Here is a 13,850-nt window from a genome sequence, read left to right on the forward strand (position 1 = left end):
AATGGATTCACATCAACGGCCAATAAGCTTTTGCGCCATTTTGTCAGCGACCTCCGCAGGTGTCGAACCGCTGGCATCACTTTCCTTCCAGATTTCCGAAAGTCGGCCCGGAATCGTGTCGATCCGACGGTTGATTTCTGCATCATCGGCGGCATCAATGTGCCGCAGGACATTGATGATCCCACCGGCATTGATGACATAGTCTGGAGCGTAAAGGATACCGCGGTCGGCCAACATCCGGCCTTCGGTTCCCTTTGCGAGCTGATTATTCGCGCCACCCGCGACTGCCTTAACCTTCAAACCCGCAACCGTATCTTCGGCTAGAACCGCACCCAGCGCACAAGGGCTGAAGATATCGGCCTCGACACTCATGATAGAATCGGCTGCAACCGATGCCCCCCCCAGTTCGGCGGCAAGTGCCGCAGCACGTGCGGCGTCCACATCCGCAAGCGTCAGTTTCGCACCCTGCTGCGCCAGATATCGGGCAAGTCCGCCCCCGACGCTGCCCACGCCCTGAATGGCCACATGCACACCATGCATATCGTCAGTGCCGAACACATGTTTTGCCGCTGCCTGTACGCCCAGATAAACGCCGCGCGCAGTATAGGGTCCGGGGTCGCCCCCTTGATTGGGCAGTCCTGCAACATGGGCGGTTGTTTTCGACAGGTGCACCATGTCAGCCTCGGACATGCCGACATCTTGCGCTGTCACATATTTCCCGCCGAGCGAATCAACCGCACGCGCAAAAGCGTCGAGCAGTTCCGCAGGCTTTGCCCGTGTCGGATTGGCGAGGATGACCGCCTTGCCACCACCAGCGGCAAGTCCTGCCATCGCATTTTTATAACTCATTCCACGCGACAGACGCAGCGCATCCGTGATTGCTGACTGGCTATCGGCGTAATGCCAGAAACGAGTGCCGCCCGCGGCAGGTCCCAAATGGGTGGAATGAACCGCAATGACAGCCTTAAGGCCGGTCGCGCGATCCTCGAAAAAATGCACGGCTTCGTGCGAATCAAAATCAGGCAAATCCCAAATTGCGGGCATCACTCATTCCCCTTGTGGTCGTACAGCCGGAGCCGAGAGACGGAATCAAATTGCGAAGCCGCGTAATAATATTACGCGAGCTGTTTGTCATCCTGAAATTGGAAGGAAAAATGGGGCGATCGAGGGGTCTTGAACCCCCGACCTCTGGTACCACAAACCAGCGCTCTAACCAACTGAGCTACGATCGCCATAGCGCCACTAAGGCAGGCGCGTTCCTTAGGGGTTGCTCCCGTCCGGCGTCAAGCCTTCAGGTGAGCGTCCCATTGGAGACCGTCCCTATTTGGACAGTCCCCTATAATTTGGTGTAGAGAACAATCCCCACCACCGCTTATTTCTTGAGGCTAAGCCCGCCAAAACGCTTGTTGAACTGGGCAACGCGGCCGCCGGTATCCAGCATACGACCTGAACCACCGGTCCATGCGGGGTGCGAGGTCGGATCTATGTCGAGCGCCAGCGTGTCGCCTTCCTTGCCCCAAGTAGAGCGGGTTTCGAAGACAGTGCCGTCGGTCATCTGCACTTTGATCATGTGATAATCGGGGTGAATATCGGCTTTCATGTGTAATTCCTTGGTTCAGCCGCCGGTTTCCGACCGGTAGCCCTAAAATTCGGAAGCGCCGCCCTTAGCGGCACGTGCTGCGCTTGGCAAGGTTGAAAAGCCCCGCCTCAGCGGAGTCTCTTTTCTTTGCTGTCAGGAAGGCGGGTCGGCGATCATCGCCATAAACTCTGCCTCGGCCGCGACCGTATCGCCCATAAGCGCACGCCCGGTAAATTTGCACACTCGTGGACGCTTTTGTGTGAAGGTTACGTCAAGATAAAGAAGGCAGCCAGGCTCCACCGGAGCGCGGAATTTGGCATTGTCGATGGCCATGAAATAGACCAGCTTGCCTGAACCGGCCAAGCCAAGGCTTTCCATCGCAAGGATACCGGCGGCTTGCGCTAAGGCTTCGACAATCAGCACGCCAGGCATGATCGGCCTTCCGGGGAAATGTCCCTGGAAAAAGCCTTCGTTGATTGTAACGGCTTTGACCGCGCGGATGCGCTCGTCAACGACAAGCTCCTCCACGCGGTCAACCAAGAGCATCGGATAGCGGTGCGGAAGCACCGCCATCACCCGGCGGACATCATAGGTACTGAAATCTGCCTCAGGCATTTGGCTTAGCGGCCGTCGGGCTGCGCTGCTGTTGGCGCCTTTGCGGCAGCTGGCTGGCTAGCAGCTTGTGCGGCTTGTACCCGAGCAGCATTTTCAAACAGCTGCTGGATTTGCTGGAACAATGCCGCGCCTTGACGCGAAGGACGCCAATCTGCTGGCGGTGTGGTTCCGACCGATGGAACCACCTTGTCAAGCTCAGCGGTAATGGCGCCTGTCACATCTACCGCATCCGGTGCCCAGACAAAAGCATCCGGCGCCAAAATGATGTTGATTTTCTTGGCGGTAATGACGGCCTGCTGTGCAGCTTCATATTTCAGGGCAATCTGTTCAACCGAATAGAGTTGCGCCTTGATAATTGGATCCTGAAGCTGAGTGATTTCCTTTTGCTTAGCTTCGACTTGTGCAATCAAAGGATTTTTCGCCTTAATTGCAGCATCCAATTCTGCTTGCGTCAGTTCCTTGTCTTTATTTGTATCAAGCTGTACGTTGATATCATTGATTTCTTTGCGTTTTTGCTGAATTTGCTGGGCATAAGTTGCATATTGCGTACCAATTGACTGATATGCTGCACCCAATGCCTTTGAACGAGCGATGGCAACAGATGTTTCTGCTGTTGCAATACCTGCAACCTGAGCAGCGGCAGGAGCCGCCAGAATGGCTGAGGTCATAAGTGCAACCGCAAATGCGGAATGGCGAATTTTCATTAGAATTGAGTCCCTACGTTGAATGTAAATAACTTGGTATCGTCGCCCGTCTGTTTGAGAAGTGCGCGGGCTATGTCGATCCTGAACGGACCAAATGGCGAGTTCCAGTTGACACCAAAGCCAACTGAAAGACGAGGTTTGAAGCTATCGCCAAAAAAGCGTTCTTCAAATTGCAACACGGGAGTACGCGCCGTTCCGTCGGCGTTGGTCGCAACAGTATCCTGCTGAAACACGCCATCAGTGACGACACCCGTGAAGAATAGGGGTGCATTAGGTACAGGAGCGGTCAATGCTGACCGCGCTTGAACGGACTGCAATATCGGTCTGGTAACATCGAACACAGAGCCGACATCCACGAATACAGATGGACGCAGACCCAGTTCTTTTGCCCCGGTGCCTAAAGGAATCTGCAATTCGGCCCGACCCAGATAGTAAAAACGCCCGCCGATCGCATCATCTTGAATTTTGTTACGATCAAATATCGGAACATTAACAACAACACCGTTCTGCAGTTCCTGACTGAAGGTGAGGCGTTGCACCCTCGGACCTACTCCACGAATGTCAAATCCGCGCATTTGCGGTTCGCCGAGGTAGAAACGATCCGTTAGACGCACATCGTCTACGCCGGCAATATTGCGATTTTCAAGTGAGTGGATATATCCACCTTCCAAAGCGACCGAGAAGATGAAATTGCTGCCACCGATGCGCCAATATTTATCAGCGTTAATACGCGTTTTTATATAACGCACGTCTCCGCCTAGACCTGCGAAATCCTGACTGATCCCAGCACTTTGACCCCGGGTCGGACGCACGCGATTGTCGCGATCATCATAAAGCAAGGTATAACCCAGCGACGAAGTCAGCCGGTTCCCGATTGCGTCGCATAAAAACCTTCCGGCAAGAAGTGGGTCACAGCTGGCTGGCAATGGCCCCGCGCCATCCGGATCAGAGAAGAACGAATTACGATCAAGCGTGATATCGTCCTGGCTCAGGCCGTAGCGGGCTTGAAAATAAACAAATTCGTTGATCGGCACGCCAACGCGAATCTGCAAACCGGTCGTTGCTTGTTGAAATGTTGTGTTGCGTTGATTGTTGAAGAAATTGAAACTGTTCAGATCGCGCCGAAAAATGTCCCCCGAAATAGCAATTGAGCGATCCAGCAAATAAGGCTCGGTAAACCCGATTTCAGCAGATTTCGAAAAGGAGGAATATGAAATATTTGTCCGAAGCTCTTGCCCCAAACCACGGAAGTTACGTTGTTTTATGGAACCTTGGAAAATGAAATTCTCAATCGAGGAGAAACCGGCGGAAAGGGATAGTTCGCCTGTTGCCTTCTCTTCGACATTGGTGGTCAACACGATACGGTCTGGCGCGCTGCCCTGCGCTTGTTCTACAGCCAGTTCCTCCTGGAAATATCCAAGCGACTTGATCCGGTCTGCGGTCCGCTTAACCTGAATGCTGTTAAACGCATCGCCTTCGTTTAGTCGGAATTCGCGGCGGACCACCTTGTCCTGCGTTAGTGTGTTGCCGTTTATGTCGATCCGCTCCACGAACACACGTTGACTTTCGGCAACATCAAAAGTGATGCCCATGGTCAGTGTTTCTTTGTCGCGAATGAAGTTCGGATTTACGTCTGCAAATGCATAGCCGAACAGGCCGGCGGTTTCGGACAGCCCTTCGACGGTATCTTCGACCATCTTCGCGTTATACCAATCGCCTTTTTTCATTCGCAAAGTGGAAGTCAGGCGCTCCGAATCAAAGTCGCGGATCTGGCTTTCGACCTTCACATCACCGAACTTGTAGCGCTCGCCTTCTTCAACCACATAGGTGATGATGAAATCCTGCTTGTCCGGCGTCAATTCTGCGACCGCCGACACCACTCGGAAATCGGCATAGCCCTGCGTCAGGTAAAATTGCCGCAGCTTTTGTTGGTCAAATGCCAACCGATCAGGGTCATAGCTGGTCCCGGAGCTGAAAAATGTATAGAAACGTGCCTGTTTCGTAACCATTTCACCGCGCAATTGGTTGTCGCTGAATTTATCGTTACCGATAATGTTAATCTGCTGAACCTTGGACTTTGGCCCTTCGGTAATTTCAAATACGATATCGACGCGGTTCTGGTCCAGTTGCACCAATTTGGGTTCAATAGACGCAGCGAACCTGCCTTGACGTTTGTAAAGTTCAATTATCCGCGCGACATCGGCCCGGACTTTTGACCGTGAATATATCTGTCGTGGCGCCAATTTAATTTCAGGCTCGATCTTGTCGTTTTTCAGGCGTTTATTGCCTTCCAGTATAATCCGGTTGACGACCGGATTTTCACGCACTTCAACAACAACAGCGCCGGCATTATTACGAATGGAAACATCGGCAAATAATTCAGTCGCATAAAGCTCTTTTAGAGCCTGGTCCCCCGCAACCTGGCTCCAATTTTGTCCAACACGAAGGCGCATATAAGACCGAACGGTGTCAGGTTCGAGACGTTGTGTCCCGACAACTGTTATGGACTGAATCTGGTCCGCCTGCACAACAGGAGCAGGCTGGGTCGCCGATGGCGCGGCCTGTGCGAACGCAGGCGTCACAAGTGCCATCGTTCCAGTCGCCGCCAACGCGGTTGAACCCATCAAATATATGCCAAGTGCTTTGAAATTCATTGTCATCCGATCTGATGCCCGGCCCCCACCGGTTATTGAGCCGATGGCCCGCTAGAGAAGTTGCGTCCCTGCCCCAAGCTGCGTCCGCAATCAAGTGTGCAGTGAACTCTATCCACCACCAAATAGGCCAAAGGAGGCAAGATCATTAAAGGTCACCATTATCATGAAGCCTACCAACATCGCAAATCCAGCCCGAAATGCCCATTCTTGCACCAGCGGTGTCGCCGGTCGCTTGCGGACCGCCTCAATCGCATAGAGCAGCAAATGACCGCCATCCAGCATGGGAATTGGCAGGAGGTTGATGAACCCCAAGTTAATCGAGATCAGCGCCGCAAGGCTTATAAAGGTCAAAATGCCCATGCTCATCGCTTCGCCGGAGACCTTCGCGATTTTCAGCGGACCACCCAATTCGGTAAGCGGACGTCGACCGGAAATAATCTGCCCCAAACCGATCATTTGTTGCCTCAGGACATTTCCGGTTTGCACTATTGCTGCCCAAGGCGCCTCGATGATACCAACCTTACGGACTTCTATCCCGGTAGCGCCAACGCCAATACGACCGACACGGTATTTATTCCCGAAACGGTCAGTTTCTTCAGCAACTGCGACGCGCGCGTTCTTCACTATAATCCGGTCGCCGCGCTTGATTTCAATCTTCGCCGTTTCGCCGGGAATCATAATGATCTCATTCGCCATTTCATCGAATGTTTCGATCGCGCGACCATTGAACGAGATGATTTGGTCTCCCGGTATCAAACCGGCAACGGCGGCAGGGCTGTTGGGTTGCACGATGTCGATAACCGGCGGCGTCACGGATTTTCCAAATGCCAGCAGAAAACCCATGGCGATAAGGATGGCGAGAATGAAATTAACCGCAGGCCCCGCAAAAACAATCAAAGCGCGCTGCCACAATGGCTTGGATTGGAATGTCTGGTTTCGCTCCACCTCCGGTAAGGATTTCCAGCTTTCATCAGCTTGACTGGACGGGTTCATATCGCCCGCAAACTGCACATATCCACCCAAGGGTAGCACGCCAACGCGCCATAATGTGCCACGCTTATCAGTCCGGCCATAGATTTGGGGACCAAAACCAATCGAAAATTTCTCGGCTTTTACCCCAAACCAGCGACCGACGAAATAGTGGCCTAGCTCATGGACCACAACAAGGGTCCCGATCAACGTCAAAAACGCAAGCAGGGTGATGATGATATTGGGCGATTCAACTGCCATATGCGACCTTTTCCATATATTCCAACGCGTACCGCCGTGCGTCTGCATCAATGCTGAACAAATCGTCCAAGGATAGAGGACTTTCGGGCACATACCCGTTCAATGTCATTTCCACCAGTGCGGCAATATCAAGAAAACCGATCGCACCTTTCAGAAACGCGGCAACCGCCACTTCGTTGGCAGCATTTAAAATTGCAGGTTTTGCGCCACCTTCACTGATCGCTGAGCGGGCAAGACGCAAGGACGGGAAGCGAATTACGTCAGGCTTTTCGAAACTTAATTGACCTATGCTGGCCAAATCAAGCGGCAAACAATTGGTTGCAAGACGTTCAGGCCACGCCAATGCGCTCGCAATTGGAATACGCATATCGGGTGAGCCGAGTTGGGCGAGCGTCGAACAATCACGATATTCAACCATCGAGTGGATGACTGACTGCGGATGAACGAGAATATCCAACCGATCAAGACCGACGGGAAACAGATGATATGCTTCGATCAACTCTAAGCCTTTATTCATCATCGTTGCCGAATCAACGCTGATTTTTGCGCCCATATCCCAATTGGGATGTGCAACGGCCTGTTTCGGCGTGACGCTGCCCATCTGGTCCAGGGTAAAATTCCGAAACGGACCGCCGCTTGCTGTAAGTGTGATCTTTCGGACCTGATCGATTTTTGCGCCATTCAGGCATTGGAATATCGCATTATGCTCGCTATCCACCGGCAATAATGTCGCGCCAGATCGTGCAACAGCGGCCATCATTATATCCCCTGCCGACACTAACGCTTCCTTGTTCGCCAATGCCACAGTCCTGCCCTGTTCAATCGCAGCCATAGTGGGAGGAAGTCCAGCGCAGCCTACAATGGAGGCCATCGTCCAATCAACATTGCGCTTTGCCGCCGCAACCAATGCCGCCGCGCCGGCAGCAGCTTCGATCTGCGTGCCTGCCAGAGCGGCCCGTAATGTTGAATAAGCATTCTCTTGCGCAACAACCGCGATTTCGGCGTCAAATTCCCGCGCCAGTTCGGCGAGCTTTTCCGCATTGCCGTTGGCGGTCAAGGCCACAATCTTAAAAGCCGAACGATGCTGACGAACCAGATCGAGTGTCGAAAGACCAACTGACCCTGTCGCGCCGAAAATCGAAATACGCCGCATCACCACTGGCCCGTTATTTGCAGGAAAAGCACCAATAGTGCCGTGGCACATAATACCGCAACCAAACCGTCCGCCCGGTCGAACAATCCGCCGTGACCGGGTATAAGTGTCCCTGAATCCTTGACCCCTGCCCGCCGCTTCATCCAGCTTTCAAAAAAATCCCCAGCCTGTGCAACGATGGCCAGCCCTGCACCCAGCAGCGGTTGCCACAAGGCAAAGCCTTCTGTAAAATGGCCCTCAATCCCAAGAAACAGGGCAGCCATTGCCATACCGCCACATAGTCCAGACCATGTTTTCGACGGGCTGATGGCCGGAGCTATTTTTGGACCACCAAATGCCCGCCCGGCAAAATAAGCCCCGGTATCGGTCGCAATGACCACCCCTATGATCCCTAACAATATATAGATCTCGGCAAATTCACGTAAAAAAACCAGAAATGCAGTGGCGACACCTATGTACACAAGGCCGGCGAATATCCAGACCAGCTTTCCGATTATGCCAGATGATAATTTCAGGACCAATCTGGTCCATTCAAACAAAAGACCAACGGTAATGGCGGCCGTAAACAGGGCAAAGATCGGCCCACCCAGCCAGATGGCACCGGCAGCCACGAGCATCATCACAACGCCCGATGCCGTGCGTATACCAAGATCGGAACGAGGTTTGGCCAACGGCGCGCTGTTGTCGTTCATCTGCCGCCAAAGCGCCTTTCACGTTCGGCAAATTCATGAAGCGCCCGCGCCAATTCCGCCTTATCGAAATCCGGCCAGAGTGTGTCGGTGAACCAGAATTCGGCATAAGCTGCCTGCCACAGCATAAAATTGGACAGCCTCTGTTCACCCGAAGTCCGGATTAAAAGATCCAGCGGCGGCATGTCGGCAGTATCGAGATTTGCCTCAATCGACTCCGCCGTTATCGCCCCCTGCGCTGCGGCTGCCCGTGCTGCACGAACCAGCTCATCCTGTGCGCCATAGTTTAGCGCAACGGCCAATGTGGTGCGGCTATTATGTGCCGTCCGGTCCAACGCTTCATCAAGCATTTCTACAATATCAGGCGCAAGTGCCTTATAATTCCCGATTATTTTCAAACGGACGTCATTGGCAGTGAATTCGTCAATGTCGGATTTGATGAAACTCCGCATCAGCCCCATCAAATCGCTGATTTCGTCCTCGGGCCGTTTCCAGTTTTCACTGGAAAATGCGTATAGGCTCAACGCTTCGAGCCCGAGATCGCCTGCTGCGCGCACGATGTTGCGGACAGTCTCGACCCCCTTTTTATGCCCCATGGCACGCGGTAACAATCGCTTCTTTGCCCATCGGCCGTTACCATCCATGATGATCGCAACGTGGCGAGGCATCTGTCCGGTGCCTGATTCAATTCGGGTAGCAGGCTGAGCAGCAACCATCACAAAATCACCAGGACCCGTTCGTGTCGAGCGTCGTTGCGACACTGTGGGTACGCGCATGCCCTATAGGTGCCTCGACTGCGCTCGACACGAACGGATTTGGGAAAGCGGTTTGCGCCAAAATCACTGGCTCATGATTTCCTTTTCCTTATGCGCCGCCGCGTCATCGACAGCCTTAATCATCTCGTCGGTCATTTTCTGCACTTCGGTTTCAAGGCGCTTACGATCATCTTCGCTGATTTCTTTTTTATTTTCATCAGTTTTCAGCCCGTCATTAGCATCACGGCGCACGTTCCGAATGGCGATTTTTGCTTTCTCCGCATATTGCCCGGCCAATTTTGCCAGCTCTTTGCGCCGCTCTTCGGTAAGGTCGGGAATAGGAAGGCGAAGCATCTGTCCATCGGTAATCGGGTTCAATCCCAAGCCTGCAGAACGAATCGCCTTTTCAACTGGCGTCACGTTGGATCTATCCCATACTTGCACCGACAACATACGCGGTTCCGGCGCGCTAACAGTGGCCACCTGATTCAACGGCATGTTGGAACCATAGACTTCGACCACAACCGGATCGAGCAAAGTCACATTGGCACGACCGGTGCGTAAACCGCTCAGATCGCTTTTGAACGAATCCACAGCGCCCTTCATGCGACGTTCGACATCAGCTTTGTCATATTGCGGCATGATTTAATTCCCTTCACTTTCAACCACAGTAAAGGTGCCGCTACCATCAAGCACCTTCAAAATATTGCCTTGTTCGCGGATCGAAAATACCACGATAGGGATATCATTATCCCTGCAAAGCGCCACGGCACTGGCGTCCATTACCTTCAGATTGTCCGACAATACTCGATCATAGGACAATCGTTCATAGCGCGTTGCAGAGGCGACTTTCTTCGGGTCGGCGTCATAAACACCGTCTACCGAAGTTCCCTTGAACAAAGCATCGCACTTCATTTCAGCGGCACGCAGCGCAGCGCCGCTATCGGTGGTAAAATAGGGTGCGCCGACGCCTGCTGCAAAAATGACAATCCGGCCCTTTTCAAGATGGCGTTCGGCCCGTCGGCGAATGACGGGTTCGCACACCTTGTCCATTTCGATGGCCGACTGCACTCGCGTAGGTACTCCGAGCTGTTCGAGAGCATTCTGCATGGCGAGCGCATTCATGACGGTGGCGAGCATGCCCATATAATCGGCCTGCGCCCGGTCCATGCCCTTGGCTGCCCCGGCCATACCGCGGAAGATATTCCCCCCGCCAATGACGAGGCACAGTTGCAGGCCGGTATCTTTCGCGGCCTTCACTTCTTCAGCGACACGGGCAACGGTATCGGGGTCAATGCCGAATGATTGCTCCCCCATCAACACTTCGCCAGATAGTTTCAGCAGGATACGGCGATAGCCGGTTGTGCCCATATAATCCTCAATCCCCGATGCAATTATGGCGCACAGCTATAGGAGCCGCACGCCATATCGCCAAGTGCATAAACTGCACTAGGGTCAGGACCTATTAAATACACTTGCGAGGCGTCAAAATGGCGAAGATATCGGAGCAAAATGCGCGCCGCCGATAGTCATTTTATCGGCAAGCGTATTTTGGTTCGAGATCAAAGCCATTTTGACGTCCGAAGGATTTGACCCATTTTGCCCATGGTTGCGTCAGAAAGCCTTGAGATATATCTATATCCCTGCGGCTTCCTTCCTTGCCCTGTGCAAAATGGCCTCAAACCTCGCAAGTGTATTTAATAGGTCCTGACCCTAGGTCGTGAACTGTCTCTGGAGAGTCAGTTCGCCTTAAGCGCCAACCGCTGCGGCCACTTCGGCTGCGAAGTCGGATACTTCCTTTTCGATACCTTCGCCAAGCTGAAAACGGACATAGTCCTTCAGCACGATCTGCTTGCCCGCTTCCTTGCCGGCTGCCGCAACGACATCGGCAATCGCGGTCTTGCCGTCCATGACGAACAACTGGCTGAGCAGCGCGTTTTCTTTTGCGAATTTCTTCACCGCGCCCTCAACCATCTTTTCGACGATATCGGCAGGCTTACCACTTTCGGACGCCTTTTCACGCGCAATACCCCGCTCCCGTTCCAGCGTGTCAGCATCAAGGCCGCTTTCATCAAGTGACAGCGGAAAGGCTGCCGCGATATGCATGGCAAGCTGCTTGCCCAAACCATCTAGCGTTGCCGCATCAGCTTCGCTTTCCAGTGCGACAAGCACACCGATCCCGCCCATGCCGGGCGCTGCTGCGTTGTGGACATATGACACGACACGGCCATTGCTGACGGACAAGGACTTGGCGCGACGGATCAGCATATTCTCACCGATGGTGGCAATATTGTTCGTCAGTTTTTCCTGAACCGTTTCGCCATTGCCATAAGGCGCGGCCAAAATGGATTCAGCATCATTCGCCGCCAGCTTCAAGGCAACGCCGGTCACGGTCGTTACAAATTCCTGAAACTGTTCGTTCTTGGCCACAAAGTCGGTCTGGCTATTGACTTCAACAGCCGTTCCCATGGTGCCGTCAACCGCGACGCCGACCAGCCCTTCGGCTGCAGTCCGGCTTGATTTCTTGGCTGCTGTCGCAAGCCCCTTTGCACGCAAAAGATCGACCGCGGCTTCCATGTCACCATTGGTTTCTTCCAGCGCTTTTTTAGCATCCATCATTCCGGCACCGGAAAGCTCACGCAATTCCTTGACGGCTGAAGCTGTAATTGCAGACATGAATTTGTCCTTTCGAATTTGGTTGGCGAGAGGCAGGCCCCTCTCTGCTCTAAACAGTGTCATCCCCACTTTGCCGGGGTCCATGGTCAGCACTGTCCGTTTAAACCGACAGTTCAGGCCATGGATCGCCGCTTGGGCGGGAATGACAAAATATTGTTACGCTTCTGCGGCAGGTGTTTCGTCCGCAGCGACTTCAGCAACCGGCGCCTCTTCCGCTCCGACGGCTTCTTCCATCGTTGCAGGCGCATCTTCTGCTACCGGAGCAGCTTCGGTCAACGCAGGTTCCGCTGCCGGCTCAATTTCGGCACCAAGATCGACGCCCTTGGCAACCTTGGCACTGACATTGCCCTTGCTCGATGCCGTCGCAATAGCGTCGCAATACAGGCGAATGGCACGCGCCGCGTCGTCGTTGGCAGGAACAGGGAACGCGATGCCGTCGGGCGAAACGTTCGAATCGAGGATTGCGATCACAGGAATGCCGAGAACGTTGGCTTCCTTGATGGCAAGTTCTTCCTTGTTGGCGTCGATCACAAACATTACGTCCGGAATGCCACCCATATCGCGAATACCACCCAAGCTCATTTCAAGCTTGTCACGTTCGCGGGTCATCTGAAGGATTTCCTTCTTGGTGAAGCCGTGCGTGTCACCCGAAAGCTGCTCTTCGAGGGTTTTCAGTTTTTTGATCGAGTTCGAAATGGTCTTCCAGTTGGTGAGCATGCCGCCCAACCAGCGGTGGTTGACGAAATGCTGACCCGAAGCGCGTGCTGCGTCCGCGATCGGACCCTGCGCCTGGCGCTTGGTGCCTACAAACAGAACCTTGCCGCCCGAAGCGACGGTCTGGGCAACGAAGTCGAGCGCGCGTGCGAACAAAGGCACGGACTGCGACAGGTCAAGAATGTGGATGCCGTTGCGCGCGCCGAAGATATACGGCTTCATACGCGGGTTCCAACGGTGTGTTTGGTGGCCGAAATGGGCCCCAGCTTCAAGCAATTGCTGCATGGTAACGACAGGTGCCGCCATGGTACTTCTCCTTCCGGTTGAGCCTCTGGGAAACTAGAACGTCACACAGCCCTGAAAGGGAGCGATCCGCACCGGTATGTGTGTTTCCCATGTGGAATGAGCGGGCCGTTAGAGAGCAATGCAGGATTCGTCAAGCGGTAAAGCCGATTAATAGGAGGTTCACCACCCGTAGCTACCTCCGGTTACTCCACCTTCAGGAGAATCGCGATGGCCGTTTTAAAGTCCCTTCTAATGGCCAGTGTTTTCCTGTCTTCAAGTCATGCCCTCGCGCAAGACGAAGTCGTCCCGTCACCTTCGGAAATGCCAGAGCGGATCTCGTTTCTGGTCGCCATCGGGGAAGAAAAGTGCCGCGAACCTGAAGGTGACGAAATTGTCGTCTGTGCCACGGTGCCGGAAAACGAACGGTACCGCATACCGGTCGCGCTACGAAAGAAGGAACGAGTCGTGACTGACCGGTCCTGGTCTTCTGCCGTCGATACGCTCGATTCGTTCGCCGCAGACCTGCGTCCCAACAGCTGTTCGGTTAATGGATCGGGTGGCTTTACCGGCTGTACACAAAAAATGTTGCAGCAGTGGTTTGCCGAGCGGCGGTCCAAACAGAGCGCGAATTGAACTTTTTCCGCCGAGCCAAGTTATCCACAGGCATTCCACACCCTATCCCTGAGTATTGCCGGGATATAATAGAGCTTGACATAAAAGAACATATATAGAACATAGAGTGCAAGTCGTTCATAAAACCACAAGCTAACCCCCTTTATAGACGACATGGGGGATA

General features: G+C 53.6%; 14 protein-coding genes and 1 tRNA gene. 1 reads left to right on the forward strand and 14 read right to left on the reverse strand.

The features are described from left to right. Positions 1-12 precede the first annotated feature (12 nt). The 14 genes from EUU23_RS04775 to rpsB form a co-directional block, all read right to left on the reverse strand. Positions 13-1,044 carry a Glu/Leu/Phe/Val dehydrogenase family protein gene (locus EUU23_RS04775; RefSeq protein ID WP_160352938.1) on the reverse strand — a complete coding sequence of 344 codons (1,032 nt, stop codon included), beginning with the start codon at positions 1,042-1,044 and terminating at the stop codon, positions 13-15. Between the two features lie 111 nt (positions 1,045-1,155). Further along, a tRNA-His gene (locus EUU23_RS04780) sits at positions 1,156-1,232 on the reverse strand. A 140-nt stretch (positions 1,233-1,372) separates the two neighbouring features. Then, positions 1,373-1,600 carry a 50S ribosomal protein L31 gene (gene rpmE / locus EUU23_RS04785; RefSeq protein WP_125230382.1) on the reverse strand — a complete coding sequence of 76 codons (228 nt, stop codon included), beginning with the start codon at positions 1,598-1,600 and terminating at the stop codon, positions 1,373-1,375. A 132-nt stretch (positions 1,601-1,732) separates the two neighbouring features. Beyond that, a complete protein-coding gene (gene fabZ / locus EUU23_RS04790; protein ID WP_160352939.1) occupies positions 1,733-2,194 on the reverse strand; it encodes a 3-hydroxyacyl-ACP dehydratase FabZ in 462 nt (153 codons plus the stop codon). A 5-nt stretch (positions 2,195-2,199) separates the two neighbouring features. Next, the gene (locus EUU23_RS04795; protein ID WP_160352940.1) at positions 2,200-2,862 is read right to left on the reverse strand and encodes an OmpH family outer membrane protein; all 663 of its coding nucleotides are present in this window, start codon (positions 2,860-2,862) and stop codon (positions 2,200-2,202) included. A 35-nt stretch (positions 2,863-2,897) separates the two neighbouring features. After that, positions 2,898-5,522: an outer membrane protein assembly factor BamA gene (gene bamA, locus EUU23_RS04800; protein WP_246156098.1), complete on the reverse strand. Its 2,625-nt coding sequence runs from the start codon at positions 5,520-5,522 to the stop codon at positions 2,898-2,900. A 138-nt stretch (positions 5,523-5,660) separates the two neighbouring features. Next, positions 5,661-6,782, reverse strand: a complete 1,122-nt coding sequence (gene rseP, locus EUU23_RS04805; RefSeq protein WP_160352941.1) for an RIP metalloprotease RseP — start codon at positions 6,780-6,782, stop codon at positions 5,661-5,663. Next, positions 6,772-7,935 carry a 1-deoxy-D-xylulose-5-phosphate reductoisomerase gene (locus tag EUU23_RS04810; protein WP_160352942.1) on the reverse strand — a complete coding sequence of 388 codons (1,164 nt, stop codon included), beginning with the start codon at positions 7,933-7,935 and terminating at the stop codon, positions 6,772-6,774. Before EUU23_RS04810 ends, rseP begins: the two co-directional genes overlap by 11 nt. Further along, positions 7,935-8,627, reverse strand: coding sequence for a phosphatidate cytidylyltransferase (locus EUU23_RS04815; RefSeq protein ID WP_160352943.1), 693 nt, complete (start codon positions 8,625-8,627; stop codon positions 7,935-7,937). The genes EUU23_RS04810 and EUU23_RS04815 overlap by 1 nt, the downstream gene beginning before the upstream one ends. Beyond that, positions 8,624-9,292 carry a polyprenyl diphosphate synthase gene (gene uppS, locus EUU23_RS04820; RefSeq protein ID WP_160353543.1) on the reverse strand — a complete coding sequence of 223 codons (669 nt, stop codon included), beginning with the start codon at positions 9,290-9,292 and terminating at the stop codon, positions 8,624-8,626. Before uppS ends, EUU23_RS04815 begins: the two co-directional genes overlap by 4 nt. 171 nt (positions 9,293-9,463) lie before the next feature. After that, positions 9,464-10,021 carry a ribosome recycling factor gene (frr, locus tag EUU23_RS04825; RefSeq protein WP_160352944.1) on the reverse strand — a complete coding sequence of 186 codons (558 nt, stop codon included), beginning with the start codon at positions 10,019-10,021 and terminating at the stop codon, positions 9,464-9,466. 3 nt (positions 10,022-10,024) lie between these two features. Further along, positions 10,025-10,750, reverse strand: coding sequence for a UMP kinase (gene pyrH, locus EUU23_RS04830; protein WP_160352945.1), 726 nt, complete (start codon positions 10,748-10,750; stop codon positions 10,025-10,027). A gap of 378 nt (positions 10,751-11,128) precedes the next feature. Next, positions 11,129-12,055 (reverse strand): translation elongation factor Ts, encoded by a 927-nt coding sequence (tsf, locus tag EUU23_RS04835; protein ID WP_160352946.1) that lies wholly within the window; start codon positions 12,053-12,055, stop codon positions 11,129-11,131. 156 nt (positions 12,056-12,211) lie between these two features. Continuing rightward, positions 12,212-13,075 (reverse strand): 30S ribosomal protein S2, encoded by an 864-nt coding sequence (gene rpsB / locus EUU23_RS04840; RefSeq protein ID WP_160352947.1) that lies wholly within the window; start codon positions 13,073-13,075, stop codon positions 12,212-12,214. 207 nt (positions 13,076-13,282) lie between these two features. Here rpsB and EUU23_RS04845 point away from each other — a divergent pair, with 207 nt between their 5' ends. Continuing rightward, positions 13,283-13,687, forward strand: a complete 405-nt coding sequence (locus EUU23_RS04845) for a hypothetical protein (protein ID WP_160352948.1) — start codon at positions 13,283-13,285, stop codon at positions 13,685-13,687. Positions 13,688-13,850 lie beyond the last annotated feature (163 nt).

This window comes from Sphingorhabdus profundilacus (assembly GCF_009769755.1).
Classification (GTDB): Bacteria; Pseudomonadota; Alphaproteobacteria; order Sphingomonadales; family Sphingomonadaceae; genus Sphingorhabdus_B; species Sphingorhabdus_B profundilacus.